At 72.0% G+C, this 24,605-nt stretch carries 17 protein-coding genes; 13 read left to right on the forward strand and 4 right to left on the reverse strand.

The window, feature by feature from the left end:
• Window positions 1-17 precede the first annotated feature (17 nt).
• Window positions 18-596 (reverse strand): NADAR family protein, encoded by a 579-nt coding sequence (locus tag IEZ05_RS28310; RefSeq protein ID WP_189233097.1) that lies wholly within the window; start codon window positions 594-596, stop codon window positions 18-20.
• 244 nt (window positions 597-840) lie between these two features.
• Here IEZ05_RS28310 and IEZ05_RS28315 point away from each other — a divergent pair, with 244 nt between their 5' ends.
• The 8 genes from IEZ05_RS28315 (at window position 841) to IEZ05_RS28350 (ending at window position 10,521) form a co-directional block, all read left to right on the forward strand.
• Window positions 841-2,376 carry a gamma-aminobutyraldehyde dehydrogenase gene (locus IEZ05_RS28315; RefSeq protein ID WP_189233098.1) on the forward strand — a complete coding sequence of 512 codons (1,536 nt, stop codon included), beginning with the start codon at window positions 841-843 and terminating at the stop codon, window positions 2,374-2,376.
• A gap of 55 nt (window positions 2,377-2,431) precedes the next feature.
• Window positions 2,432-3,679, forward strand: a complete 1,248-nt coding sequence (locus tag IEZ05_RS28320) for a polyamine ABC transporter substrate-binding protein (RefSeq protein ID WP_189233099.1) — start codon at window positions 2,432-2,434, stop codon at window positions 3,677-3,679.
• Between the two features lie 5 nt (window positions 3,680-3,684).
• Complete coding sequence (locus IEZ05_RS28325; RefSeq protein ID WP_189233100.1) at window positions 3,685-4,845, forward strand: ABC transporter ATP-binding protein; 1,161 nt, start codon at window positions 3,685-3,687, stop codon at window positions 4,843-4,845.
• A complete protein-coding gene (locus IEZ05_RS28330) occupies window positions 4,845-5,774 on the forward strand; it encodes an ABC transporter permease (RefSeq protein WP_189233101.1) in 930 nt (309 codons plus the stop codon). Before IEZ05_RS28325 ends, IEZ05_RS28330 begins: the two co-directional genes overlap by 1 nt.
• On the forward strand, window positions 5,775-6,575 hold the full coding sequence (locus IEZ05_RS28335) for an ABC transporter permease (RefSeq protein ID WP_189233102.1): 801 nt from the start codon (window positions 5,775-5,777) through the stop codon (window positions 6,573-6,575).
• Window positions 6,576-6,608: 33 nt separating this feature from the next.
• Window positions 6,609-8,036: an NAD(P)/FAD-dependent oxidoreductase gene (locus tag IEZ05_RS28340; RefSeq protein WP_189233103.1), complete on the forward strand. Its 1,428-nt coding sequence runs from the start codon at window positions 6,609-6,611 to the stop codon at window positions 8,034-8,036.
• 127 nt (window positions 8,037-8,163) lie between these two features.
• Window positions 8,164-8,622, forward strand: a complete 459-nt coding sequence (locus IEZ05_RS28345) for a hypothetical protein (RefSeq protein WP_189233104.1) — start codon at window positions 8,164-8,166, stop codon at window positions 8,620-8,622.
• 87 nt (window positions 8,623-8,709) lie between these two features.
• Window positions 8,710-10,521, forward strand: coding sequence for a chitinase (locus IEZ05_RS28350; RefSeq protein WP_189233105.1), 1,812 nt, complete (start codon window positions 8,710-8,712; stop codon window positions 10,519-10,521).
• On the opposite strand, the gene IEZ05_RS28355 is transcribed toward IEZ05_RS28350, so the two are convergent.
• On the reverse strand, window positions 10,460-11,134 hold the full coding sequence (locus IEZ05_RS28355) for a phosphatase PAP2 family protein (RefSeq protein ID WP_189233106.1): 675 nt from the start codon (window positions 11,132-11,134) through the stop codon (window positions 10,460-10,462). The genes IEZ05_RS28350 and IEZ05_RS28355 overlap by 62 nt on opposite strands.
• Window positions 11,135-11,178: 44 nt before the next feature.
• Between IEZ05_RS28355 and IEZ05_RS28360 the strand changes: the two genes are divergently transcribed.
• On the forward strand, window positions 11,179-11,985 hold the full coding sequence (locus IEZ05_RS28360; protein WP_189233107.1) for a tetratricopeptide repeat protein: 807 nt from the start codon (window positions 11,179-11,181) through the stop codon (window positions 11,983-11,985).
• 451 nt (window positions 11,986-12,436) lie between these two features.
• Here the strand turns inward: IEZ05_RS28360 and gabT are convergent, their stop codons facing one another.
• Window positions 12,437-13,771 carry a 4-aminobutyrate--2-oxoglutarate transaminase gene (gene gabT / locus IEZ05_RS28365; RefSeq protein ID WP_189233108.1) on the reverse strand — a complete coding sequence of 445 codons (1,335 nt, stop codon included), beginning with the start codon at window positions 13,769-13,771 and terminating at the stop codon, window positions 12,437-12,439.
• A gap of 250 nt (window positions 13,772-14,021) precedes the next feature.
• Here gabT and IEZ05_RS28370 point away from each other — a divergent pair, with 250 nt between their 5' ends.
• The 3 genes from IEZ05_RS28370 (at window position 14,022) to IEZ05_RS28380 (ending at window position 19,588) form a co-directional block, all read left to right on the forward strand.
• Window positions 14,022-16,163 (forward strand): ATP-binding protein, encoded by a 2,142-nt coding sequence (locus IEZ05_RS28370; protein WP_189233109.1) that lies wholly within the window; start codon window positions 14,022-14,024, stop codon window positions 16,161-16,163.
• A gap of 135 nt (window positions 16,164-16,298) precedes the next feature.
• The gene (locus IEZ05_RS28375) at window positions 16,299-17,981 is read left to right on the forward strand and encodes a PucR family transcriptional regulator (protein WP_189233110.1); all 1,683 of its coding nucleotides are present in this window, start codon (window positions 16,299-16,301) and stop codon (window positions 17,979-17,981) included.
• A gap of 161 nt (window positions 17,982-18,142) precedes the next feature.
• Window positions 18,143-19,588, forward strand: a complete 1,446-nt coding sequence (locus IEZ05_RS28380) for an aldehyde dehydrogenase family protein (protein WP_189233111.1) — start codon at window positions 18,143-18,145, stop codon at window positions 19,586-19,588.
• 78 nt (window positions 19,589-19,666) lie between these two features.
• Here the strand turns inward: IEZ05_RS28380 and IEZ05_RS28385 are convergent, their stop codons facing one another.
• Window positions 19,667-22,558, reverse strand: a complete 2,892-nt coding sequence (locus IEZ05_RS28385) for a glycoside hydrolase family 3 C-terminal domain-containing protein (RefSeq protein ID WP_373298861.1) — start codon at window positions 22,556-22,558, stop codon at window positions 19,667-19,669.
• A gap of 336 nt (window positions 22,559-22,894) precedes the next feature.
• Between IEZ05_RS28385 and IEZ05_RS28390 the strand changes: the two genes are divergently transcribed.
• A complete protein-coding gene (locus tag IEZ05_RS28390) occupies window positions 22,895-24,580 on the forward strand; it encodes an extracellular solute-binding protein (protein ID WP_189233113.1) in 1,686 nt (561 codons plus the stop codon).
• Window positions 24,581-24,605: the final 25 nt, after the last annotated feature.

Below are 24,605 nucleotides of genomic sequence, written 5' to 3' on the forward strand. Positions count from 1 at the left end.
CGACGCCGCGTTCTGCGTCACCTCGCCCGCAGCCGCCCCCGCGCCACCATCAGTGCGAACCCCAGCAGATTCGCGCCCCGCCACCGCTCCGGGTCCGTCGCCGCCTCGTCGTCCGCCGTCAGGCCGATGCCCCACACCCGGTCCACCGGGCTCGCCTCCACCAGCACGCGCTCGCCGGTGTTCAGCAGGAACGCGCGCAGCACGGGGTCCGAGGCGAACTTGTGGACGCTGCCCTCGACGACGATCCGGAAGCGCTCCCGCTCCCACACCGCCTCGTCGAAGCCGCGCACCAGCCGCCCTGCCTTCTTCGCCTCCGCCGGATGCCCCGCGGCCCGTACCCGCCGCTCCGCCTCCGCGTCCTCGAAGAGCCGCGCCTTGCCCGCCATCATCCAGTGCTCGGCGGTCGCGTACTCCACCCCGTCCACGGTGAAGGGCGACGGCCACCACTGGCTCAGACAGCTCGGTCCGATCCGGCCGTCCGGCAGCGGCCGGTGCCCCCAGAAGCAGAGGTACTTGATCCTCGCGCCCGCCCGGACCTCCCTGAGCAGCGCTTCTCTGCTGTCGATCATCTCCGCCGCCCCCGTGATCCTCTCCATGCACGCGAGTCTGGCACGCGCCACTGACACTCCGTCCGTCCTTTTCCGTGGCGACTCGACACCTGGTCGACAGATTCCGTCGCGTAACCAAATGGCAACAACGGAATCACTTGTTGGGGGCGTGGTGCTCTGCCAGGATCGGCACTCACATCGAGCCTGAGCCACGCCGGCCCCGTCATGGGGACTCCCGTCGCGGGCCTTCCTGACGCGAGGACCTGTCGCGGGGACATCGAGGAGAGCCGACATGCACAACCCGGGCAATGCCACCCCGGACCGATTCCCGGCCCAGCAGCGCTTTTCGGACGGCGCGCAGTACATCGCGGGCCGCCTGACGAAGGGCACCTCCGGCCGCACGCACACGGTCGTCGACCCGGCGACCGGCGAGGGCGTCCTCACCTACGAGCTCGCCGGCGCGGACGACGTCGACGCGGCCGTGGCCGCCGCGCGGGCGGCGTTCCCCGGCTGGTCCGGCGCCACCCCGGGCGAGCGCTCCGACGCCCTGCACCGTTTCGCCGCCGTCCTCGCCGAGCGCGCCGAGGACTTCGCGCGCGCCGAGTCCCTGCAGTGCGGCAAGCCGCTGAAGCTGACCCGCGAGTTCGACGTGCCGGGCACGGTCGACAACGCGGCCTTCTTCGCCGGTGCCGCCCGGCATCTCCAGGGGCAGTCGGCCGGCGAGTACTCCGGCGACCACACCTCTTACGTCCGGCGCGAGCCGATCGGTGTCGTCGGCTCCATCGCGCCCTGGAACTACCCCCTCCAGATGGCCGCCTGGAAGATCCTCCCGGCGATCGCCGCGGGCAACACCGTCGTGCTCAAGCCCGCCGAGATCACCCCGCTCACCTCCCTGATGTTCGCCCAGGCGGCGACCGAGGCCGGCATCCCCGACGGCGTGATCAACATCGTGACCGGCACCGGGCAGGAGGCCGGCGAGCACCTCGTCGGCCATCCCGACGTCGCCATGACCTCCTTCACCGGGTCCACCGCCGTCGGCAAGCGCGTCGCCGAGGTCGCCACCGCCACCGTCAAGCGCATCCACCTGGAGCTCGGCGGCAAGGCGCCCTTCCTCGTCTTCGACGACGCCGACCTGGACGCCGCCGTCAACGGAGCCGTCGCGGGCGCGCTCATCAACACCGGCCAGGACTGCACGGCCGCCACGCGCGCGTACGTGCAGCGGCCCCTGTACGAGGCGTTCGTGGAGAGGACCGCGGCCCTCATGGACACCGTCCGCGTCGGCGACCCCTTCGCCCCGGACACCGACCTCGGTCCGCTGGTCAGCCACGTCCAGCGGGACCGCGTCGCCGGCTTCGTCGACCGGGCGCGCTCCTACGCGCGCGTGGTGACCGGCGGCGAGGCCCCGCAGGGCGAGCTCAAGGACGGCGCCTACTACCGGCCCACGCTCATCGCCGACGCCACGCAGGACAGCGAGGCCGTCCAGTGCGAGATCTTCGGGCCGGTCCTCGTCGTCCTGCCCTTCGACAGCGACGAGGAGGGCATCCGGCTGGCCAACGACACGCCGTACGGGCTGGCCGCCTCCGCCTGGAGCCGGGACGTGTACCGCGCGAACCGCGCCACCCGCGAGATCAAGGCGGGCTGTGTGTGGATCAACGACCACATCCCGATCATCAGCGAGATGCCCCACGGCGGGTACAAGGCGTCCGGCTTCGGCAAGGACATGTCCGCCTACTCCTTCGAGGAGTACACGCAGGTCAAGCACGTCATGTTCGACAACACCGCGGTGGTCCGCAAGGACTGGCACCGCACCGTCTTCGGGGACCGATAGCCATCACGCCAGGCCGCCGACCACGGCCGACCCACCCGAAAGGGCCATCACGCGCATGGAGCAGTACGAGCCCGACCGCCTGTCCCCGGCCCAAGTGGCCGCCATGCGGCGCAGTTTCACCAACGGCAGGGCCGCCCTCACCCGCCGCTCGCTGCTGCGGGCCTCCGCGGGCGGCGCGCTCGCGGTCGGCGGCCTCGGGGCGCTGAGCGCCTGCGGCATCCCCGCGGCCGGCAAGACCGAGGGCGGCGTGTCCTCCGAGGACCGGTCGAAGGAGGAGAAGGAGATCTCCTTCTCCAACTGGACCGAGTACATGGACGTCGACGACAGCGGCAACCGGCACCCGACGCTGGACGCGTTCACCCGGCGGACCGGCATCAAGGTCAAGTACACCGAGGACATCAACGACAACAACGAGTTCTTCGGCAAGATCCAGCCGCAGCTCGCCGCGGGCCAGGAGACCGGCCGCGACATCGTCGTCCTCACCGACTGGCTGGCCGCGCGGATGATCCGCCTCGGGTGGGTCCAGAAGCTGGACCCGTCCAATCTGCCGCACGCCTTCGCCAACCTGTCCCCGCAGTTCCGCGACCCGGACTGGGACCCGGGCCGCGCCTACTCGTACCCCTGGCAGGGCATCTCGACGGTCATCGCCTACAACAAGAAGGCGCTGGACGGCATCGAGGTCACGTCGGTCTCCGACCTGCTCGACAACCCGAAGCTCAAGGGCCGCGTCGGCTTCCTCACCGAGATGCGCGACTCCGTCGGCATGACGCTGCTCGACATGGGCAAGGACCCGGCCCGCTTCTCCGACGACGACTACGACGCGGCGATCGCCCGCCTCCAGAAGGGCGTCGACAGCGGCCAGATACGCCGCTTCACCGGCAACGACTACACGTCCGACCTCACCAAGGGCGACTTCGCGGCCTGTCTGGCCTGGGCCGGTGACGTGGTCCAGCTCAAGGCGGACAGCCCGGACGTCGACTTCCTCATCCCGGACAGCGGATACATCACGTCCAGCGACAGCATGCTGATCCCCAACAAGGCCCGGCACAAGACCAACGCCGAGCGGCTCATCGACTACTACTACGAGCCGGGTCCGGCCGCGCAGCTCGCCGCCTACATCAACTACGTCTGTCCCGTGGACGGCGTGAAGGGCGAGCTCGCGAAGATCGACGAGGACGCGGCGAACAACCCGCTGATCATTCCCGACAAGGCCATGCAGGCCAGGTCCCACGCCTTCCGCTCCCTGAGCGCGAAGGAAGAGACGGCCTACGAAGAAAAGTTCGCGAAGCTCACTGGGGCGTGACGACGATGAAGACGACGACAGACGCGACGGACCGCGGCGGCGACGTCCGCCTCTCCGGCATCAGCAAGACCTACGGCTCCTTCACCGCCGTGCACCCGCTCGACCTGACCGTGCCGCAGGGCTCCTTCTTCGCCCTGCTCGGCGCCTCCGGCTGCGGCAAGACCACGACCCTGCGCATGATCGCCGGACTGGAGGAGCCCAGCAGCGGCACCGTCCACCTCGGCGACCAGGACGTGACCGTGCTCCCACCGTACAAACGGCCGGTCAACACGGTCTTCCAGTCCTACGCCCTCTTCCCGCACCTCGACATCTTCGAGAACGTCGCCTTCGGCCTGCGCCGGCGCGGCATCAAGAGCGTGAAGAAGCAGGTCGAGGAGATGCTCGACCTCGTCCAGCTCGGCGAGCAGGCCCGCAAGAAGCCGCACCAGCTCTCCGGCGGCCAGCAGCAGCGCGTCGCGGTCGCCCGCGCCCTGATCAACCACCCCAAGGTGCTGCTCCTCGACGAGCCGCTCGGCGCCCTCGACCTCAAGCTGCGCCGCCAGATGCAGCTGGAGCTCAAGCGCATCCAGACCGAGGTCGGCATCACCTTCGTGCACGTCACGCACGACCAGGAGGAGGCCATGACGATGGCCGACCAGGTCGCCGTGATGAACGGCGGCCGCGTCGAGCAACTGGGCGCCCCCGCCGACCTGTACGAGAACCCGCGGACCACCTTCGTCGCCAACTTCCTCGGCACCTCCAACCTCATCGAGGCCGAGGTCGTCTCCACCAGCGGCGACGACATCGCGGTGAAGGCGGCCGGCGACAAGCTGGTCCTGCCCGGCGCCCGATGTTCCGCGCCGGCCCAGGCGGGCGGCAAGGTCCTGGTCGGCGTGCGCCCGGAGAAGATCAGCCTCACGCACGCGGACGACGCCGGTTCCCTTCCCGAGGGCCGCAACCGCATCACGGGCAAGATCGTCAACACCAGCTTCATCGGCGTCTCCACGCAGTACGTCGTCGACTGCGCGGCCTGTCCCGAGTTCGAGGTCTACGTCCAGAACATCGACCGCGACGCCCGGCTCGCCCCCGGCGCCGACGTCGTCCTGCACTGGAACCCGGCACACACCTTCGGCCTGGACGCTTCCCAGGACATCGACGCCGGTGTGGCCGAGGGGGAGGCCGCCTGATGTCCACCCTCACCGAGGCGCCACCGCCGCTGTCCCCGGCCGCACCGGCGAAGAAGCCCCCGCGCAAGCGGGGCCGCCTCACCCCGTACTGGCTGCTGCTCCCCGGCATCCTCTGGCTGGTCGTCTTCTTCGCCGCGCCGATGATCTACCAGGCCTCCACCTCCGTGCAGACGGGCTCGCTGGAGGAGGGCTACAAGGTCACCTGGCACTTCGCCACCTACTGGGACGCGCTGTCCGAGTACTGGCCGCAGTTCCTGCGCTCGGTCGCCTACGCCGCCTCCGCGACCGTGCTGTGCCTGCTGCTCGGCTACCCGCTCGCCTACCTGATCGCGTTCCGGGCGGGCCGCTGGCGCAACCTGATCATGATCCTGGTGATCGCGCCGTTCTTCACCAGCTTCCTGATCCGCACCCTGGCCTGGAAGACGATCCTGGCGGACGGCGGACCCGTCGTCGGGGCGCTGAACACCCTGCACGTCCTGGACGTCACCAGCTGGCTCGGCTGGACGGCCGGCGACCGCGTGCTGGCCACCCCGCTCGCGGTGGTGTGCGGTCTGACGTACAACTTCCTGCCGTTCATGATCCTCCCGCTGTACACGTCGCTCGAGCGGATCGACGGCCGGCTGCACGAGGCGGCCGGCGACCTGTACGCGAAGCCGTCCACGGTGTTCCGCAAGGTCACCTTCCCGCTGTCGATGCCGGGCGTGGTCTCCGGCACGCTGCTGACCTTCATCCCGGCGACCGGCGACTACGTCAACGCCTCCCTGCTGGGCTCGGCCGACACCGGAATGATCGGCAACGTGATCCAGTCCCAGTTCCTGCGGGTGCTGGACTATCCGACGGCCGCGGCACTGTCCTTCATCCTCATGGCCGCCATTCTCGCCATGGTCACCGTCTACATTCGCAAGTCCGGCACGGAGGATCTGGTTTAAATGGCCTTCGTCAACTGGTTCAAGCGCAATCTGGTCGTGATCGCCGGACTGCTGACGCTCGCTTATCTCCTGCTGCCCAACGTCATCGTCACGGTGTTCTCGTTCAACAAACCGAACGGGCGCTTCAACTACGAATGGCAGCAGTTCTCCACGGACGCCTGGAAGGACCCGTGCGGGGTCGCCGGGCTGTGCGGTTCGCTGTCGCTCAGCCTCCAGATCGCCTTCTGGGCGACGCTCGGCGCCACCGCCCTCGGCACGGCGATCTCCTTCGCGCTGGTCCGCTACCGCTTCCGGGCGCGCGGCGCGATCAACTCGCTGATCTTCCTGCCGATGGCGATGCCCGAGGTCGTGATGGCCGCCTCGCTGCTCACCCTGTTCCTCAACATGGGTGCCCGACTGGGCTTCTGGACGATCCTCATCGCCCACATCATGTTCTGCCTCAGCTTCGTGGTGACGGCCGTCAAGGCGCGCGTGATGTCGATGGACCCGCGACTGGAGCAGGCCGCCCAGGACCTGTACGCCGGTCCCTTCCAGACCTTCGTCCGGGTCACGCTGCCCATCGCCGCACCCGGAATCGCCGCCGGCGCGCTGCTCGCCTTCGCGCTCTCCTTCGACGATTTCATCATCACCAATTTCAACGCGGGTTCCACCGTCACCTTCCCCATGTTCGTGTGGGGATCGGCGCAGCGCGGAACGCCCGTTCAGATCAACGTCGTCGGTACGGCCATGTTCGTCGTCGCCGTACTGTTCGTCCTGGCCTCCATGGTCCTCGGCAACCGCCGAAACCGCCGCAAGGCATAAAGCGCATCAGTGCATTCGTAGGGAGTTGAAATCATGGCCCCGAGCGCCATGAGCCGCAGCAACGACTGGACGACATCACTCTCCGACGCCCAGCCGGTCCCGTACTGGCTGGACGACCCCGGCCGCCCCCGCCCCGAGGCCGCCCTCACCGGCCCCGAGACCTGCGACCTGCTGGTCGTCGGCGGCGGCTACAGCGGACTGTGGACCGCGCTGATCGCCAAGGAGCGCGACCCGCAGCGGGACGTGGTGCTGCTGGAGGGCCGCGAGGTGGGCTGGGCCGCCTCCGGCCGCAACGGCGGCTTCTGCGCGGCCTCCCTCACGCACGGGCTGTCCAACGGCCTCACCCGCTGGCCCGGCGAGATCCACAAGCTGGAGGAGCTGGGCGCGCGCAACCTCGACGCGATCGAGGCCGCGGTGACCCGGCACTCCCTCGACTGCGACTTCGAACGCACCGGCGAGATCGACGTCGCGACCGAGGAGTACCAGGCCCGCGAGCTGTCGGACTGGTACGAGGAGATCCGGTCCAAGGGCCTCGCCGAGGGCGTCGAGTACCTGGACGCCGAGGCCGTGCGGGAGCAGGTCGACTCGCCCACCTTCCGGGCGGGCCTGTACGACCGCCGGGGCGTGGCCATGGTCAACCCCGCCAGGCTCGCCTGGGGCCTCAAGCGGGCCTGCCTCGGCCTCGGCGTCCGCGTCTACGAGCACACCCCGGCGCTCACCCTGCGGCCGTACGGGGCCGGCATGGCCGTACGCACCCCGTACGGCGGAGTCCGCGCCCGCACGGTCGCGCTCGGCACCAACATCTTCCCGAACCTGGTCAGGCGGGTGCGCTCGTACACCGTCCCGGTCTACGACTACGCCCTGATGACCGAGCCGCTCACCGACGCGCAACTGGCCTCGATCGGCTGGAAGAACCGGCAGGGCCTCGGGGACAGCGCCAACCAGTTCCACTACTTCCGGCTGTCCGCCGACAACCGGATCCTGTGGGGCGGCTACGACGCGATCTATCCGTACGGCGGCCGGGTGCGCGCCGAGTACGACGACCGCCCGGAGACGTACGCCAAGCTCGCCGGGCACTTCTTCACCTGCTTCCCGCAGCTGGAGGGCGTCCGCTTCACGCACGCCTGGGGCGGCGCCATCGACACCTGCTCGCGCTTCTCGGCGTTCTTCGGCACCGCGCACCGGGGCAGGGTCGCCTACGCGGCCGGGTACACCGGCCTGGGCGTGGGGGCGACCCGGTTCGGTGCCGAGGTGATGCTCGACCTGCTGGCGGGGGAGCGCACCGAGCGCACCGAACTGGAGATGGTCCGCAGGAAGCCGCTGCCGTTCCCGCCCGAGCCCTTCGCCTGGACCGGCATCGCGCTCACCAAGTGGTCGCTGGCCCGCGCGGACGCGCACGGCGGCCGGCGCAACCTGTGGCTGCGGACGATGGACAAGCTGGGTCTGGGCTTCGACAGCTGACCCGGCCGGACCCGGGGTGTGATCCGGTTCACCCCAAGGAGTCGCGGCAACCCGCGTAATGCCTGCCCCGGACCTCCCTCTCTCTCGTGACGCACCCCGCGTCCACGAGAGAGAGGGAGGTCTTCACATGCCTGGTGCGAAGACGGCGGTCGCGTGGCTGGCATCCGTCGCACCGGATCCCGAGTCCTGCCGGCGGGAGTGGGAGCGCAACCCCCAGGGGATCGTGCTGCTGCCCGCCGGCAAGGCCTGGGACGTGCTCATCCTGCCGAGCCGGCTCGGCTATCCGACGCTCGACGTGCTCTCCCGCGTCCTGGACCAACCCGGACCCGTGCTCGTCGACTTCGGCGACGCACGCACCGGATTCCTCGTGCCGCCCGGCACCGCCGCCCGCTGGCTGGGCACCGGCGTCCGGACGGCCGGACCCGGCACCTGGATCGTCGTGCCCTACCCGGGGCGGCCGTCGGCCTCCGGAGTCCGCTGGCTGATCCCGCCCGACGGGTCCGGCACCCTCACCGATCCCGCGCTCCTCGAACTGGCGATGCACGAGGCGGCGGCGGCTCTCGCGGCGGGAGAGGACGGGCGGTGAGCCGCGCGAGGGGTTGACAACCGAATTGGTCTGGACCAAGTTGGGCGCGCTCCACCCTCCCCATCTCCCCCATGTCCGGAGGCACTTGTGGAACGCTCCAGACCTCTCGCCCGACGACCCCTCGTCACGCTGCTCACCGCCACGGCTCTCGCCGTGACCGGCATGACCGCGCTCTCGTCGGCCGCCCGTGCGGCCGACGCGGACCTCGCGAGGAACGGCGGTTTCGAGTCCGGTCTCGACGGCTGGACCTGCACGGCGGGCACGACCGTGACCTCGCCCGTGCACGGCGGCACCTCCGCCCTGAAGGCCACCCCGGCCGGCGCCGACAACGCCCGCTGCGCGCAGACGGTGACCGTGAAACCCGACTCCGCGTACACGCTGTCGGGGTACGTCCGCGGCACGTACGTCTACCTCGGCGCGAGCGGCACCGGCACCACCGACGTCTCCACCTGGGCCCAGTCCGCCCCCGACTGGCAACGCCTGACGACCACCTTCCGCACCGGCCCGACCACGACCAAGGTCACCGTCTACACCCACGGCTGGTACGGCACCGGCGCCTACCACGCCGACGACATCTCCCTGACCGGGCCCGGCGGCGAGGCGGGTCAGCCCCCGGCGGCCCCCGCCGGTCTGACGGCCGGCACCGTCACCTCCTCCAGCGTCGCCCTGTCCTGGTCGCCCGTCCCGGGCGCGACGGGCTACGCGGTCTACCGCGACGGCGCCAGGGTCCGCACGGTCACCGGCACCTCCACCACCGTGACCGGCCTGACCCCGTCGACGGCGTACGCCTTCCAGGTCGCGGCGGTCAACGACGCCGGTGAGTCCGCACGGTCCGCGACGGTCACGGCCACCACCACCCAGGGCTCGGACGGAGGCGGATCCGGCCTCCCGGCCCACGCCCTGGTCGGCTACCTCCACGCGAGCTTCGCCAACGGCTCCGGCTACACCCGCATGGCCGACGTGCCCGACAGCTGGGACGTCATCGACCTGGCCTTCGGCGAACCCACCTCGGTCACCTCCGGCGACATCCGCTTCACGCGCTGCCCGGTCACCGCATGCCCGAACGTGGAGAGCGACGCCGAGTTCAAGGCGGCGATCAAGGCCAAGCAGGCGGCCGGCAAGAAGGTGCTGATCTCCATCGGCGGCCAGAACGGCCAGGTGCAGCTGTCGACGACCGGTGCCCGCGACCTGTTCGTCTCGTCCGTCTCGAAGATCATCGACGAGTACGGGCTCGACGGCCTCGACATCGACTTCGAGGGCCACTCCTTGTCGCTGAACGCCGACGACACGGACTTCAGGAACCCGAAGACCCCGGTGATCGTCAACCTGATCTCGGCCCTGAAGACCCTGAAGGCCAAGTACGGCGACGACTTCGTGCTGACCATGGCCCCGGAGACCTTCTTCGTGCAGAACGGCTACCAGTTCTACGGCACGGGCAAGTGGGGCGGGCAGGACCCCCGCTGCGGCGCCTACCTCCCGGTCATCCACGCCCTGCGCGACGACCTGACCCTGCTGCACGTCCAGGACTACAACTCCGGCCCGATCATGGGCCTCGACAACCAGTACCACTCCATGGGCGGAGCCGACTTCCACATCGCCATGACCGACATGCTGCTCACCGGCTTCCCGGTCGCCGGCGACGCGAACAACGTCTTCCCGCCGCTGCGCCCCGACCAGGTCGCCATCGGCATGCCCGCCTCCACCAACGCGGGCAACGGTCACGTCTCCCCGGCCGAGGTCACCAAGGCCCTGAACTGCCTGACCAGGAAGACCGACTGCGGCTCGTACGCGACCCACGGCACCTGGCCGGGCCTGCGCGGCCTGATGACCTGGTCGATCAACTGGGACCGGTACGCGAACTGGGAGTTCCAGAAGAACTTCGACGCGTACTTCGGCTGAGCAGCGACCACACCCCCGTCAGCAGCACCGCCCCCAGGCACCAACTGGCCACCACGTCCAGCGGCCAGTGGTAGCCCCGGCGGACCAGCCCGAAGGAGGCGCCGAGGACGAGGACGGCGCAGAACACGACGAGCAGGCGGCGGACGGCAGGCGCGCGCAGCAGCGGAAGGAGCAGCAGCGTCGCCGCGCCGTACGCGACGAGGGCGGTGGCGGTGTGGCCGGAGGGGTAGTAGCCGACGGCCGGCGGTACCGCCGGGGTGCCGGGGCGGTCGGTCCACTCCTTCAGCGGGGCGACGAGCGCCGGCACCAAGGCCATCGCCGCGACTCCCGCGAGGGGTGGCAGCCACCAGCGGTCCACACCTCTGGCGCGCCCGCACCACGCGACGCCGGCCAGCGCGAGCGCGAGGACGGGCACCGCCACCTGCACATTGCCGAGGTCGGCCAGCAGTTCGGAGAACCGGTCCGGATGGACGAGCGCCCGGCTCACCCGCTCGTCCAGCCCCACCAGGGGCCCGTCGGCGACGACCTGCCAGGTGATCAGCGCGAAGAGCAGCGCGGGGGCGGCGAGCAGCCCGAGCAGGGCACGGAACGGGCGGGGTGAGGAGACCGGCATGTCCTCAGCCTGACAGGCTCCCCGCTCGCGTACGCTCCCCGCCCGTGAAGAGCATACGAACGCCACGCGAGCGCAAGCGCGAGGAGACCTTCGCCGGCCTCTTCGACGAGTTCCGGGCCGGCGCCTACGAGCAGGTCGAGGCCGCGGCCCGCGCGCTCGCCGCGATCCCGCCGCACCCCTGGCGCAGAGAACGGCCCCTGCCGCGGTGGCAGGCGCTCACCCTGGCCACCGGTGCGGCCGTCGCGCACGGCCGGGGCACGGAGGTGCTGCCCGAACTGGAGGCACTGATCGCGGAACTGGAGCCGGTCGACGTCGAGACCGAGCTGCTGCGGCTGGTGGTCCGCAACCACCGCACTCTGGTCCTGATCGGCGAGGAGCGCCACCGGGAGGCGGAGGCCGAGGCCCTCGACGTGCTGCGCGGGACGAATCGGCTGGCCCGGCTCACCTCGCCCGGCGCCGTCGAACCGATCGCCCTGTCCCACCTGGCCGCCGCCCTGTGCGGCCAGGGCCGCCACGAGGAGGCCGAGGCCGTCGTCCGTGGCAACCTGCCCCGCGCCGAGGCGGCGGTCCTCTCCGCCCTGCATGCCACCCTGGTGCGCTGCCTCACGGGCCAGGGCCGGTACGCGGAGGCGCTCACCGAGGCGCGGCGCTTCACCCCGCCCCCGTCCCGCAGGGACAGCGGACGGCTGGACCTGGTCACGGCCGAGGCGCTGCACGGACTCGGCCGTCAGGGCGAGGCACGGGAGGCGGCCCGGCGGGCGCTGGCCGACTGCGAGCGGAACCTGCACCCGGCCCATCCGCGCATCCGGGAGGCCCGCGCCCTGCTCGCCCGCATCACCGGGGAGGAGTGAGGGGCACCCGCGCGCGGACACACCGAAGGGCCGGCACAAGGGGGGGAGTGTGCCGGCCCTTCGGTGAACCACCGTCCCGGGTGCCGAGGCGGCGTCCTGACCGGAACGTCGCGCGCCCCGGGGGGTTTGGGGCGGGCGACCGTCCGATCGGTGAGGAGACCCGGAACCCGCGGGTTCCGGCTGTGTGCGCGAGGCACGACCAGGTCGAAGCTGGGGAGGCCCCGGCCTGAGCTCCGCTCACGGTCCCCCGTGGGCGGGTGTATCTCTCATCTGCGTAGAACCTACGACAGGGGGTCCGCCCACGACAGGGGCATCGGCGTCCTGCCATCCACCCCGCACACGTTCTTCACACGCTCTGCGGTTCGCCGCACCAGGCGTGCGAACCGCAGCTCAGATGCGCGTTCGGACGGTCGTGCACATGCCCGAACCCGGGCTCGCGCGGGTGCTCCGCTCAGACGCGGGCGAAGCCCTGCTCGATGATGTCGAGGCCCTCGTTCAGCAGGTCCTCGCCGATGACCAGGGGCGGCAGGAAGCGCAGCACGTTGCCGTAGGTGCCACAGGTCAGGACCAGCAGGCCCTCGGCGTGGCAGGCCTTGGCGAGCGCGGCGGTCGCCTCGGGGTTCGGCTCCTTGGTGGCGCGGTCCTTGACCAGCTCCACGGCGATCATCGCGCCGCGGCCCCGGACGTCGCCGATGATGTCGAACTTCTCGGCCATGGCGGTGAGGCGGGCCTTCATGACCTCCTCGATCCGCTTCGCCTTCGCGTTGAGGTCGAGCTCCTTCATCGTCTCGATCGCGCCGAGCGCACCCGCGCAGGCGACCGGGTTGCCGCCGTAGGTGCCGCCGAGGCCGCCGGCGTGGGCGGAGTCCATGATCTCGGCGCGGCCGGTGACGGCGGCCAGCGGCAGACCGCCGGCGATGCCCTTGGCCGTCGTGATCAGGTCCGGGACGATGCCCTCGTCCTCGCAGGCGAACCACTGGCCGGTGCGGCAGAAGCCGGACTGGATCTCGTCGGCGACGAAGACGATGCCGTTGTCGGCGGCGAACTGGCGGATCGCCGGCAGGAAGCCCTTGGCCGGCTCGATGAAGCCGCCCTCGCCGAGCACCGGCTCGATGATGATCGCGGCCACGTTCTCGGCGCCGACCTGCTTGGCGATCTGGTCGATGGCCTGGGCGGCGGCCTCCGGGCCGGCGTTCTCCGGGCCGGTCGGCCAGCGGTAGCCGTAGGCGACCGGCACGCGGTAGACCTCGGGCGCGAACGGACCGAAGCCGTGCTTGTACGGCATGTTCTTCGCCGTCAGCGCCATCGTCAGGTTGGTACGGCCGTGGTAACCGTGGTCGAAGACGACGACGGCCTGGCGCTTGGTGTACGCACGGGCGATCTTGACGGCGTTCTCGACGGCCTCGGCGCCGCTGTTGAACAGCGCCGACTTCTTGGCGTGGTCGCCCGGGGTCAGCTCGGCCAGCGCCTCGGCTACGGCGACGTAGCCCTCGTACGGCGTGACCATGAAACAGGTGTGGGTGAAGTCGGCGAGCTGCGCGGACGCCTTGCGTACGACGGCCTCGGCGGAGGCGCCGACGGAGGTCACGGCGATGCCGGAGCCGAAGTCGATCAGGCTGTTGCCGTCGACGTCCTCGATGACGCCGCCGCCGGCGCGCGTGACGAAGACGGGCAGCGTGGAGCCCACGCCCTGCGCGACCGCGGCGGTCCGGCGGGCCTGCAGCTCCTGCGACTTCGGGCCGGGAATGGCGGTGACGACGCGGCGCTCCTGCGGAAGTGCGGTCATGGGGGCTCCTGTGGATCTTTTCGGACGCTTGCCTTCTTTTCTCGCAGGCTAGGACCGGGAGCGGGGGGTGGGCATGCTCCATGTGGGCGTTGTCCGCGTCGTCGGTTGTCCGCGGTGGACAGGTGGCGCGTACGGCGGCATGCGGACACGTCGATGCGGGCCCGGCCGCGTAAGCGGTGAACTCGCCCTGCCAGGGCGTTAGATTGGCTCGCTGATGGTGGACGGAGCGGCTGGTCAGGGGGCAGAGTCGATGGACAGCGACGGCATGCGGGACACGCGGGGTACGCACGCGAATCCTGTGCCGCGTCCGGCGGGGCCTCCCGAGGTGCCCGCGGTGCCGCCGCGGCCTGCCCGGCAGCCCGGGACGCCCGCGGCACCGGCCGTGCCCCCGCTGCCGGACGGCTCCGCCTTCCTGACCTGGCTGCGCACCCCGCGCCCCGAGGCGCTGCCCGGCGTGTGGCGCTTCGGACACCGGCCGCGGCCGGAGGAGGAACCCGAGCGGATCCCGGGGCGGCAGCTGCTGAGCGGGGCGCTGATCGCCTTCCTCGTCGGCTGGCTGATCTGGTCCCTGCTGTGGAACGGCTACCTCGGCGGCTGGTGGCTGCTCCCGCTCTACGCGATGATCCCGGACTCCTGGGCCGAGCCGCACAGCTTCGGCGCCGTCGTGGCCGTCTACGCCTACTACGTCCTGGTCGCCGCGATCATCATGGTCGGCGTCGGCCGGCTCGGCCGCTGGAGTGAGATCTGGCGCCGCTACGGCCCGCCCGCCTGGCGTCGCGCCGCCCCGGGCGACGGCCCCCCGCCCGCGCCCGAGGAGGACCCCGCCGCCTGGCCCGCCCTGCGTGCCGCCGGTGCCGTCGACGCCGCCGAGCGGCTCGCCGCCGACGCGCGTTCCGGGCTGATGCGGGACGTCGACCACGCCCGCATCGCCCGCGCCTGGCAGGGCGTGGCGCGCGGCCGGCACAGCCTCGCCACCTTCACCGGTGCCGTGCTCAGCCATGGCGCCGGCGCCTGCCCGCACCCCTCCGGCGCCCGTGACCTGCCCTCCCGGCAGGCCCGGCACGACCTGGTCACCGGGCAGGTACGGCTCGGCACCACCGCCGACGACGACCGCAACCCCTACGCCTACCGCGGCACCGGCCTCGCCCTCGGGCCCGACCTGCTCGGCACCTCCCTGCTCGCCGTCGGACCGGCCGGGTCCGGCAAGACCGGCGCGGTCGTGCGGCCGCTCGCCGAGTCCCTGTGCCTGCACGCCCTGGCCGGCCGGGCCGCGGTCGTCGTGGTCGGCGCGGCCGGCGCCGGGCTCGGCCCGGCCGACGCCTACGACGTCGTCGTGCGGGTCGGGAACCCGGATTCCGTGTACGACCTCGACCTCTACGGCGGCACGACCGATCCCGACGAGGCCGCCGCCGTGCTCGCCGAGGCGCTCGTCGGGGATCTCGCCGACCCGCACCCGGGCAGCGACAGCCGCCGCTCCACCACCGTCCTCGCCCAGCTGCTCGGCCCGTTCCGGGCGGTGCACGGACGCTTCCCCGGCGTACCCGAGCTGCGGCAGCTCCTCGACGGGACGCCCGGACCGCTGGCCGAGCTGCGCCAGGGCCTCCAGGAGGCCGGACAGGAGTCGCTGCTGCGCGAGCTGGACGCCCGCGAGCGCCAGATGGGGCACCCCGGTGACGTCGGCGGCGTCCTGGCCGACCGGGTGGCGCTCCTCGACCGGCCCGCCTTCGCCTCCTTCTTCGACACCTCGGGGCAGACCCGGCCGTTCTCCCTCAAGGCCCTCGACCATCCGGTGCGGGTCCGCATCGACCTGCCCGAACGCGGCCACGCGGACGCCTCGCGCATCCTGGCCCGGCTGGTGCTCGCCCAGTTCACCGCGAGCGTGTCGGTACGGGAGGACCGATCGCTGTTCGCGTGCCTGGTGCTGGACGACGCGAGCGGCGTCGTGACGCCGGAGGCCGTACGAGGTGTCCAGCGGCTGCGCTCCGCGGGCGCCGGGGTCGTCCTGACCCTGCGCACCCTGGACGACGTACCGCGTCCGCTGCGCGGGCCGCTGCTCGGGTCCATCGGCTGCCGGATGGCGCTGTCCGGGCTCACCCCCTGGGACGGGCAGGACTTCGCCGAGGTGTGGGGCAAGGAGTGGACCGAGGCCCGGGACGTCACCGACCGGCAGATCATCGCCGAGACCCCGGCCGGCAAGGCCGTGCACATGCTGCGCCGGGTGATCACGGGCAAGGCGCCCACCGCGCGGGCGGTCACCGTGCGGCAGGTCGAGCGCGAGCGGTGGTCCGCGTCCGAGCTGGCGCACGCGGTGCCGGCGGGGCATGCGGTGCTGTCACTGACCACCGTGGGCGGCGAGCACGCGCCGCCGCTGCTGGTGGATCTGCGCGGCTGAGGTCCCCGCCCGGGGACGCACCCGCGGGGACCGTACGGTGAGGCAGAATCGACACAGGCCGTTCATACGCGGCGGCTAAAAGATCACAGAGATTCCGCACCGCCCTCGCACACCTGACGCAGATCTGAAGGCCCCATGCCCCCGACGCTCGCCTCGCTCGTCCACCACTCCGCGCTCAAACTGACCGTGCGCGCGGGCGAGGACCGCCTCGACGTGCCGGTCCGCTGGGCCCACTCCAGCGAGCTCGCCGACCCCGTGCCCTACATGGAGGGCGGCGAGCTCCTGCTGATCACCGCGCTCAAGCTGGACGCGGAGGACCCGCAGGCGATGCGCCAGTACGTGAGACGGCTGGCCGGGGCCGGGGTGGTGGGGCTCGGGTTCGCCGTCGGGGTCCACTACGAGGACATCCCCGACGCGCTGGTCGAGGCCGCGCGGGGAGAGGGCCTGCCGCTGCTGGAGGTCCCGCGCCGCACGCCCTTCCTCGCCATCAGCAAGGCCGTGTCCGCCGCCATCGCCGCCGACCAGTACCGGGCGGTCACGGCGGGCTTCGCGGCGCAGCGGGAGCTGACCAAGCAGGCGTTGACCGACGGCCCGGAGGGGCTGCTGGCGGCGCTGGCCGCGCAGGTCGACGGCTGGGCGGCGCTGTACGACACCGCGGGCGCCGTCGTCGCCGCGGCACCCGAGTGGGCGGGCCGCAGGGCGGCGCGGCTCACGGCGGACGTGCAGCGGCTGCGGGAGCGGCCGGCGCCGGCCTCCTCCGTGGTCGGGGGCGGCGCGGGCGACTCCGAGCAGCCCGAGAACACCGACCGGGTCGAGCTGCACTCCCTCGGCACCTCCCGCAAGGCCCGCGCGGCGCTCGCGGTCGGCACGGCCGCGACCCTCGGCACCGCCGAGCGGTACGCCGTCCACTCCGCCATCGCCCTGCTGACGCTCACCACGGAACGCTCCCGCTCCCTGCACGCGGCCGAGCAGCGCATCGGCGCGGCCGTGCTGCACATGCTGCTCGCCGGTGAACCGGACCACGCCCGCGCGGTCGCCGGGGACCTGTACGGCGACCTGCTCGACGCGCCCTTCCGGATGATCGTCGCCGAGCCCGCGTCGGCCTCGGCCGCCCGGGCGCACGCCGGGCCGCAACCGCGCGTGCCCGTCACCAAGCCCTCCGCCGCCGCGCTGGCCGCGGCCGACACCGGCGGCGACCCGCTCGGGGCCCTCGCCGAGGTCGTCGAGTCGGCGGCGGCCCGGGCGGGCGAGGCGGTGCTGGTGGTGCCCGAGGGGGAGCGTCTGGTGGTCCTGGCCACCGACGAGGGCGCGGCCGTCGCCGCCTGCGCCGCGTACGCGGCGGCCCTGGAAGCGTCCCGGCCGACGCCGGAGCCGATCACGGGCGGCGACGAGGAGGGGCTGGTCGTCGGCCTGTCGGCGCCGTCCGGGCCCATCGCCGCGTCCGCCGCGTACAAGCAGGCCGAGCAGGCGCTGTCGGTGGCCCGCCGCCGTGGCCGGGTCTGTGTGGAGCACGAACACCTGGCGGCGGGCTCGGTGCTGCCGCTGCTCGCCGACGACGCGGTGCGCGCCTTCGCCGACGGCCTGCTGCGGGCGCTGCGCGACCACGACGCCACCGGCCGCGGCGACCTGGTGGCCTCCCTGCGCGCCTGGCTCTCCCGGCACGGGCAGTGGGACGCGGCGGCCGCCGACCTGGGCGTCCACCGCCACACCCTGCGCTACCGGATGCGCCGCGTGGAGGAGATCCTCGGCCGCTCCCTGGACGACCCGGACGTCCGGATGGAGCTGTGGCTGGCCCTGAAGGCGACGACGACCGAATAACCGGTTTGCGGCCCACCCCGAGCCCCGGACCCCGCCAATCCGTCGAACCCCCACCCCCCACCACTACGACTCGGACAAACGCCACCCGCCGCCCCCCGCCCTACCGTGGACTCCGCACACCCCGTACACACACCCCCAACGCGGAAGGGCCGGGACTCCCTATGACTTCCACCCACGCCTTCTGGCTCGCCGGCCGCCAGGCCACCGGTGAGGACACCTTCGACGTCACGTCCCCCTGGGACGGCCGCACCGTCGCCACGGTGAGCCTGCCGACCGACGCCCAGGTCGAGGAGGCCGTGGCCGCCGCGTACGCCGTACGGGACGAGTTCGCCGCCACCCCCGCCCACGTCCGCGCCGCCGCCCTGGACCACGTCAGCCGCCGCCTGGCCGAGCGCACCGAGGAGCTCGCCCGGCTGATCTTGGCCGAGAACGGCAAGCCGATCAAGTGGGCCCGCGGTGAGGTCGGCCGCGCCGTGTCCGTCTTCCGCTTCGCGGCCGAGGAGGCCCGCCGCTTCAACGGCGGCGAGGCGCAGCGCCTGGACACCGACGCCGGCGGCCAGGGCCGGCTCGCCCTCACCCGCCGCTTCCCCAAGGGCGTCGTCCTCGGCATCGCACCGTTCAACTTCCCGCTGAACCTGTGCGCCCACAAGATCGCCCCGGCGATCGCGGCCGGTGCGCCGATCATCCTCAAGCCGGCCCCCGCCACCCCGCTCTCCGGCCTGATCCTCGGTGACCTGCTCGCCGAGACCGAGCTGCCCGCCGGCTCCTGGAGCATCCTGCCGGTCTCCAACGACCGCATGCCCGCCCTCGTCCAGGACGAGCGGCTGCCGGTCATCTCCTTCACCGGCTCCGAGACGGTCGGCTACGCGATCATGGACTCGGTGCCGCGCAAGCACTGCACCCTGGAACTGGGCGGCAACGGCGCGGCCGTCGTCCTCGGCGACTGGGCGAGCGACCAGGACCTCGACTGGGCCGCGACCCGCATCGCGACCTTCTCCAACTACCAGGGCGGCCAGTCCTGCATCTCGGTGCAGCGCGTGATCGCCGACGCCGCCGTGTACGACCGTCTGCTGCCGCGCATCGTGGCCGCCGTGGAGGCCCAGGTCACCGGCGACCCGAACGACGACGCCACGGACGTCGGCCCGCTGGTCAGCGAGGCCGCCGCCGAGCGCGTGGAGTCCTGGGTCGACGAGGCCGTCGCCGCGGGCGCGAAGCTCCTCACCGGCGGCAAGCGGGACGGCGCCTCGTACGCGCCGACCGTCCTGACCGACCTGCCGGCCGATGTCACCCTCGCCTGCGAGGAGGTCTTCGGTCCCGTGCTGAGCGTGCAGAAGGTGAACGGCGAGGACGAGGCGTTCGCCGCCGTCAACGACTCCAAGTACGGCCTCCAGGCAGGCGTGTTCACCCACGACGTGCAGGCCGCCTTCCGCGCCCACCGCGCCCTGGAGGTCGGCGGCGTCGTCGTCGGCGACGTGCCCTCCTACCGCGCCGACCAGATGCCGTACGGCGGCGCCAAGCAGTCCGGCGTGGGCCGCGAGGGCGTCAAGTTCGCGATGGACGACTACACCTACGAGCGGGTGCTGGTGCTGACGGGCCTCGCCCTCTGACCCACCCCGAGAAGGCCGACGGCCCGAGCCCACTGTGCGGGGGTTCGGGCCGTCGGCGTGCCGGCTGCCTCCGGACCCTCAACCGGAGAAGCCGACGTGCGCGAGCCGCAGTGCGCCGCGCAGCCTGACGGTCAGATCGTGCACGCCCTCGGCGGTCAGGGCGGCGCCGAGCTCCACGTAGTCGTACGGGCCCGGCGTCGGCGCCTGCGGCGACAGCACCGCCGACGACGGACCCCCGTCGAGGGCGATCTCCACCGTGCCCCCGCCCGCCACCGCGACGGTCACCCGCGTGACGCCGGAACCGAAGTCGCAGGCCCGGTAGAGCAGTTCGCCCACCCCGCCCGCGACCGGCGTCACCGCGTCGCCCGCCGCCTTCGTGCGGTCCACGATCTCCGTGCCGCTCTGCTCGTCGAAGCAGGCCGCCTCCAGGCCCCGTTCGCGCACCGGGCGCGGCGCGGCGGGCTCCCCGTCGAGCGCGACCGTCGTCTCCAGGCGCACGTCCTCGCTGGACGCGCCGGCCAGCAGGGCGTACGGGCCCGGCTCCAGCCGCCACCGGCCGTGCGCGACGTCCCAGAACGCGAAGGCGGACAGCGGCACGTCGAAGGACACCTCCGCCCGCTCGCCCGGGGCCAGGGTGAGCCGCCGGTGCGCCAGCAGCTCCCGGCGGGGGCGCGGGACCGAGGGCGCCTCGGCGCGGGCGTAGAGCTGCGCCACCTCGTCGGCGGTGACGTCGCCGGTGTTGGTGACCGTGAAGGACACGGACACCGAGCCGTCCCCGACCCGGGCGGAGAGGTCCGCGTACGCGAAGGACGCGTACGACAGGCCGTGCCCGAAGGGGAACAGCGGGGTCCCCTCGAAGTACAGGTAGGTCTGGCGGCCGCCGATCACGTCGTAGTCGAGCAGACCGGGCAGGTCGGCGTCGTCGGCGTACCAGGTCTGCGGGAGCCTGCCGGCGGGGGAGACGTCACCGGCCAGCACCCGGGCCAGCGCGGTGCCGGCCGCCTGGCCGCCGTGCGCGGTCCACAGCACGGCCGGGAGGGGCTCCGCGTCGACCGCGTACGGGTAGGCGGAGACCAGCGCCAGCACCGTGCGCGGGTTGGCGGCGCGGGCCGCGCGCAGCAGCCGTTCCTGGTGGTCCGGCAGCCGCAGGGTCGTACGGTCCTCGGTCTCCCGGCCGTTGATGTGCGGGTCGTTGCCCGCCACCACCACGACCACGTCGGCCCCGGCCGCGGCCCGCGTCACCGCCTCCTCGCCGCGCTCGGCGACGACCAGCTCGAAGACCTCGCCGCCCGCGTCGTCCGCGGCAACCTTCACGCCGTCGGCGGCGACACAGACGGGACGACCCGTCCCCAGGTGCCGGAGGAGGTGCCCGTTCCCGTGGGGCTCCAGGCGGAACGTCTCCTGCACGACCCAGCCGCCGGGCTGGTCGGCGGAGGCGCGGACGAAGCCGTCCTCGGCGACGGACAGGTACCGGCCGTCGTGGGCGCGCAGGGTGAGCACCCCCTCGCCCCAGTCGACGAGCGCGAGTTCGCTGCCGGTGGCGTCGGTGGTGAGCGGCGGCAGGTCGGTGCGGCCGGCGATCAGGGCCGGGTCGAGGGCGCCCTCGGCGCCGGGCCCCCCGTCGGGGGAGTCCTCTGCCGGGAGCACGTGCAGAAACGTACCGGCGGCGGTCCTCAGCCGGACCCGGTCCACGCCCTCCGCGAAGCTGACGTTCTGCGCGCCGAACCGCTCGTACAGGCCCTCCAGCGGGGTGGAGCGGTGCAGGAGCGTGCCGCTGTACCAGTCGAGCTTGCACTCGTCGGCGAGCAGTCCGACGACGGCGACACGGGTGTCCGGGGCCAGCGGCAGCACGCCGTCGTTCCTGAGCAGGACGACCGCCTGCTCGGCGGCCTCCAGGGCCAGCGCGCGGTGCTCCGGGGTGTCGAAGTCGGCGGTGGCGGCGTACGGGTCCAGCTCCGGGTCGAACTCGCCGAGGCGGAAGCGGACCGCGAGCTGGCGGCGCACGGCCGCGTCGAGGTCGGCCTCGGTGAGGAGCCCCTGCCCGAGGGCGCCCCGGACGCGCGCGACGATCTTCGTGGAGTCCGTGCCGTGGTCGGTGAAGCTGTCCACCCCGGCGTGCAGCGCGGCGGCGGTCGCCTCCTCGTGGGTGTCGAAGTAGTGCTCGGAGTCGACCAGGTTGGAGGGGGCGCCGGCGTCCGAGCAGACCAGCAGCTCCTCGTCCGTCCAGGTGCGCAGCTGCTCGCGCAGGTACGGGGAGACGTGGTTCGGGCGGCCGTTGACCAGGTTGTACGCGGGCATCACTCCGGCCACCGCGCCCGCCTCGACCGTCTCGCGGAAGGCGCGCAGGTCGTACTCGTGCAGGACGCGCGGGCGGACGGACGACGAGGAGGTGTCCCGGTCGGTCTCGTTGTTGTGGGCGAGCCAGTGCTTGAGCACGGGCGCCGTGCGCCAGTACGTCGGATGGCTGCCGCGCAGTCCGCGGGTGTAGGCGGTGGCGATGGCCGAGGTGAGCCTCGGGTCCTCCGAGTAGCCCTCCTCGTTGCGGCCCCACAGGGGGTGGCGCAGCAGGTTGACGGTCGGGGACCACACGTTGAGGCCGACGCGTTCGTCGCGGGCACGCATCGCCCGGGCCTCCTTGGACACCGCCTCGCCGACCCGGCGCACCAGGTCCTCGTTCCAGGTGGCGCCGAGGCCCACGGCCTGCGGGAACACGGTCGCCGGGCCCATCCAGGCCACCCCGTGCAGCGCCTCCTGGCCGGTGCGGAACGCGGCGATGCCGAGCCGCTCGACGGCCGGGGCGAACTGGTGCAGGAACGCGGTCTTCTCGTCGAGCGTCAGCCGCGACATCAGGTCGTCGACGCGCTTCCCGAACGGCAGGTGCGGATCACGGAAAGGCGGCGTGGGTGCGGTCACGTGGAGATCCCCTTGCGATGGAGCGGCGAGACGCTTTCGAAGCGCTTCGATGCTCATTCGGCTCCGGTGCGGGTGTCAAGCCGTCTCCACGGACGAACTCCGACTTCTCGTCACTCTCCAAGTGCGGCACGAACACGGTCAATCGCTCGCCCACCCGGCACGCCTCGGAGGAATCTTGGAAGCGGCCCTTGTGCGCCCTCAGGCGTTCACTTAACCTCGCAGCAACATCGAAGCGCTTCGACTACGGAACCGGTGAACCAGGCACGCGCCGGGGGTGCGTCCGGAACCGCGTATTCCTCCGACGACCGCTTCAGCTCAGCCAGTTCCACTGAAGACACCGCAGCCGACGGCAACACCGCCGGGTGTCCTGGTGCGCCATGAAGGGTTGACGCAATGACGCCGAACGCCGCCTCCGGCCCCAGCCGGAGAAAGTTCCTCGCCTCCACGGCGGTCGCCACCGCAGCGGTGGCGGGTGGAATGCCGCTGCTGACCGCCTGCGGCGGATCCGACGGCGGCTCGCGCGACGGCACCACGTCGGGCAAGGACGCGGAGAAGTTGCTGCCGGCGTACGTGGCCAGCAACGTGGTCACCCCCGACATCCCCAGCAAGAACGGCTCCGCGGTCGGCTTCACCGGCAAGCTGGAGCTCGCGGACCTCAAGACCTCGGTGCCCGAGAAGCTCGGCAAGGGCGGCAGGGTCACCATCATGTCGCCGTTCTGGGGGTCCCCGCCGAAGGCGGACAACGCCTACTACAAGGCGATGAACGACCTCATCGGCGTCGACGTGGTCTGGCAGAACCAGGACGGCAACACCTACGACCAGAAGCTCGGCGCGGTACTCGCCTCCAGCGAGGTGCCCGACGTGGTCGTCGTGCCCGGCTGGAACATGACCGGCAAGATCCCCAGCGCCATCATCGGCAAGTTCGCCGACCTCGGCCCGTACCTCTCCGGCGACGCCGTCAAGGAGTACCCCAACCTCGCCGCGATCCCCACCGACGCCTGGCAGCGGTCCATCTTCGGCGGCAAGCTGCTCGGCCTGCCGATGCCGTCCTCGTACGTGTCCGGCATCGTGCCGCTGTACCGGCAGGACATCTTCGAGAAGGAGGGCTACGAAGTCCCCCGGTCCTGCGCCGAGTTCATGGCACTGGCCAAGGACGCCACCAACGCGAAGGCCAAGCGCTGGGCCTGCCTGGACATGAAGTGGACCGCCTTCAACGCCTTCGGTGTGCTCTCCGGCAACGAGAAGTCGCTCGGCTGGAACCAGGTCGACGGCAAGCTGATCCACCGCGCCGAGACCGACGAGTACCTCGAGGCGCTGGAGTGGACGCGCAAGCTGTTCGCCGCCGGGGTCGTGCACCCCGACGCCAAGCTCGGCAAGAGCAACGCCACCGACCCCGGCCCCAAGTTCGCCGCCGGCGAGTTCCTCGTCTACAACCAGGACATGTCGCAGTGGTGGAGCCGCACCGCGGAACAGGCCACCCAGAATCCCGAGTTCAAGATCTGGGGCATGGACTTCTTCGGGCACGACGGCGGCGACCCCACCCTGTGGGCGCAGAACCCGGCCAGCATCTTCGCCTTCGTCAACAAGAAGGCGTCCAAGTCCGTGATCCGCGACGTGCTGGCCGTCGCCAACGTCACCGCCGCGCCGTACGGCACCAAGGAGTACATGGCGACCAACTACGGCGTGGAGGGCACCCACTACACCGTCGAGGACGGCGTGCCCACCAAGACCGACCAGGGCAACATCGACGTGATGAACGCCTTCGTCATGGTGGCGAGCCCCGCGGCGACCATCGCCCACCCCGACTTCCCCGAGGTCGCCAAGGGGCAGGTCGAGTGGCAGCAGCGGATGGGCGCCTTCACCAAGAAGCCCACGTTCTACGGCATGCAGATCGTCGAGCCCGCCCGCTACACCAACCTCTCCAACGACTTCGAGCAGCTGGAGGACGACATCGTCCGCGGCCGCAAGAAGGTCAGCGACATGCAGCAGGCCGTCTCCGACTGGCGGAGCAAGGGCGGCGACGAACTGCGCGACTGGTACAAGAAGCTGCTCGACGAGAACGGCACGGCGGCGAACTGACCGGTACCGAGGCGAGGAGAACGGC

The organism is Streptomyces flaveolus, assembly GCF_014648815.1.
Taxonomy (GTDB): Bacteria; Actinomycetota; Actinomycetes; order Streptomycetales; family Streptomycetaceae; genus Streptomyces; species Streptomyces flaveolus.

What these genes read in the sequence shown, in the direction of transcription:
- IEZ05_RS28310 (WP_189233097.1), bottom strand. Translation starts at nt 596, where the DNA reads ATGGAGAGGATCACGGGGGCGGCGGAGATGATCGACAGCAGAGAAGCG.
- IEZ05_RS28315 (WP_189233098.1), top strand. Translation starts at nt 841, where the DNA reads ATGCACAACCCGGGCAATGCCACCCCGGACCGATTCCCGGCCCAGCAG.
- IEZ05_RS28320 (WP_189233099.1), top strand. Translation starts at nt 2,432, where the DNA reads ATGGAGCAGTACGAGCCCGACCGCCTGTCCCCGGCCCAAGTGGCCGCC.
- IEZ05_RS28325 (WP_189233100.1), top strand. Translation starts at nt 3,685, where the DNA reads ATGAAGACGACGACAGACGCGACGGACCGCGGCGGCGACGTCCGCCTC.
- IEZ05_RS28330 (WP_189233101.1), top strand. Translation starts at nt 4,845, where the DNA reads ATGTCCACCCTCACCGAGGCGCCACCGCCGCTGTCCCCGGCCGCACCG.
- IEZ05_RS28335 (WP_189233102.1), top strand. Translation starts at nt 5,775, where the DNA reads ATGGCCTTCGTCAACTGGTTCAAGCGCAATCTGGTCGTGATCGCCGGA.
- IEZ05_RS28340 (WP_189233103.1), top strand. Translation starts at nt 6,609, where the DNA reads ATGGCCCCGAGCGCCATGAGCCGCAGCAACGACTGGACGACATCACTC.
- IEZ05_RS28345 (WP_189233104.1), top strand. Translation starts at nt 8,164, where the DNA reads ATGCCTGGTGCGAAGACGGCGGTCGCGTGGCTGGCATCCGTCGCACCG.
- IEZ05_RS28355 (WP_189233106.1), bottom strand. Translation starts at nt 11,134, where the DNA reads ATGCCGGTCTCCTCACCCCGCCCGTTCCGTGCCCTGCTCGGGCTGCTC.
- gabT (WP_189233108.1), bottom strand. Translation starts at nt 13,771, where the DNA reads ATGACCGCACTTCCGCAGGAGCGCCGCGTCGTCACCGCCATTCCCGGC.
- IEZ05_RS28370 (WP_189233109.1), top strand. Translation starts at nt 14,022, where the DNA reads ATGGACAGCGACGGCATGCGGGACACGCGGGGTACGCACGCGAATCCT.
- IEZ05_RS28375 (WP_189233110.1), top strand. Translation starts at nt 16,299, where the DNA reads ATGCCCCCGACGCTCGCCTCGCTCGTCCACCACTCCGCGCTCAAACTG.
- IEZ05_RS28380 (WP_189233111.1), top strand. Translation starts at nt 18,143, where the DNA reads ATGACTTCCACCCACGCCTTCTGGCTCGCCGGCCGCCAGGCCACCGGT.
- IEZ05_RS28385 (WP_373298861.1), bottom strand. Translation starts at nt 22,558, where the DNA reads ATGAGCATCGAAGCGCTTCGAAAGCGTCTCGCCGCTCCATCGCAAGGG.
- IEZ05_RS28390 (WP_189233113.1), top strand. Translation starts at nt 22,895, where the DNA reads ATGACGCCGAACGCCGCCTCCGGCCCCAGCCGGAGAAAGTTCCTCGCC.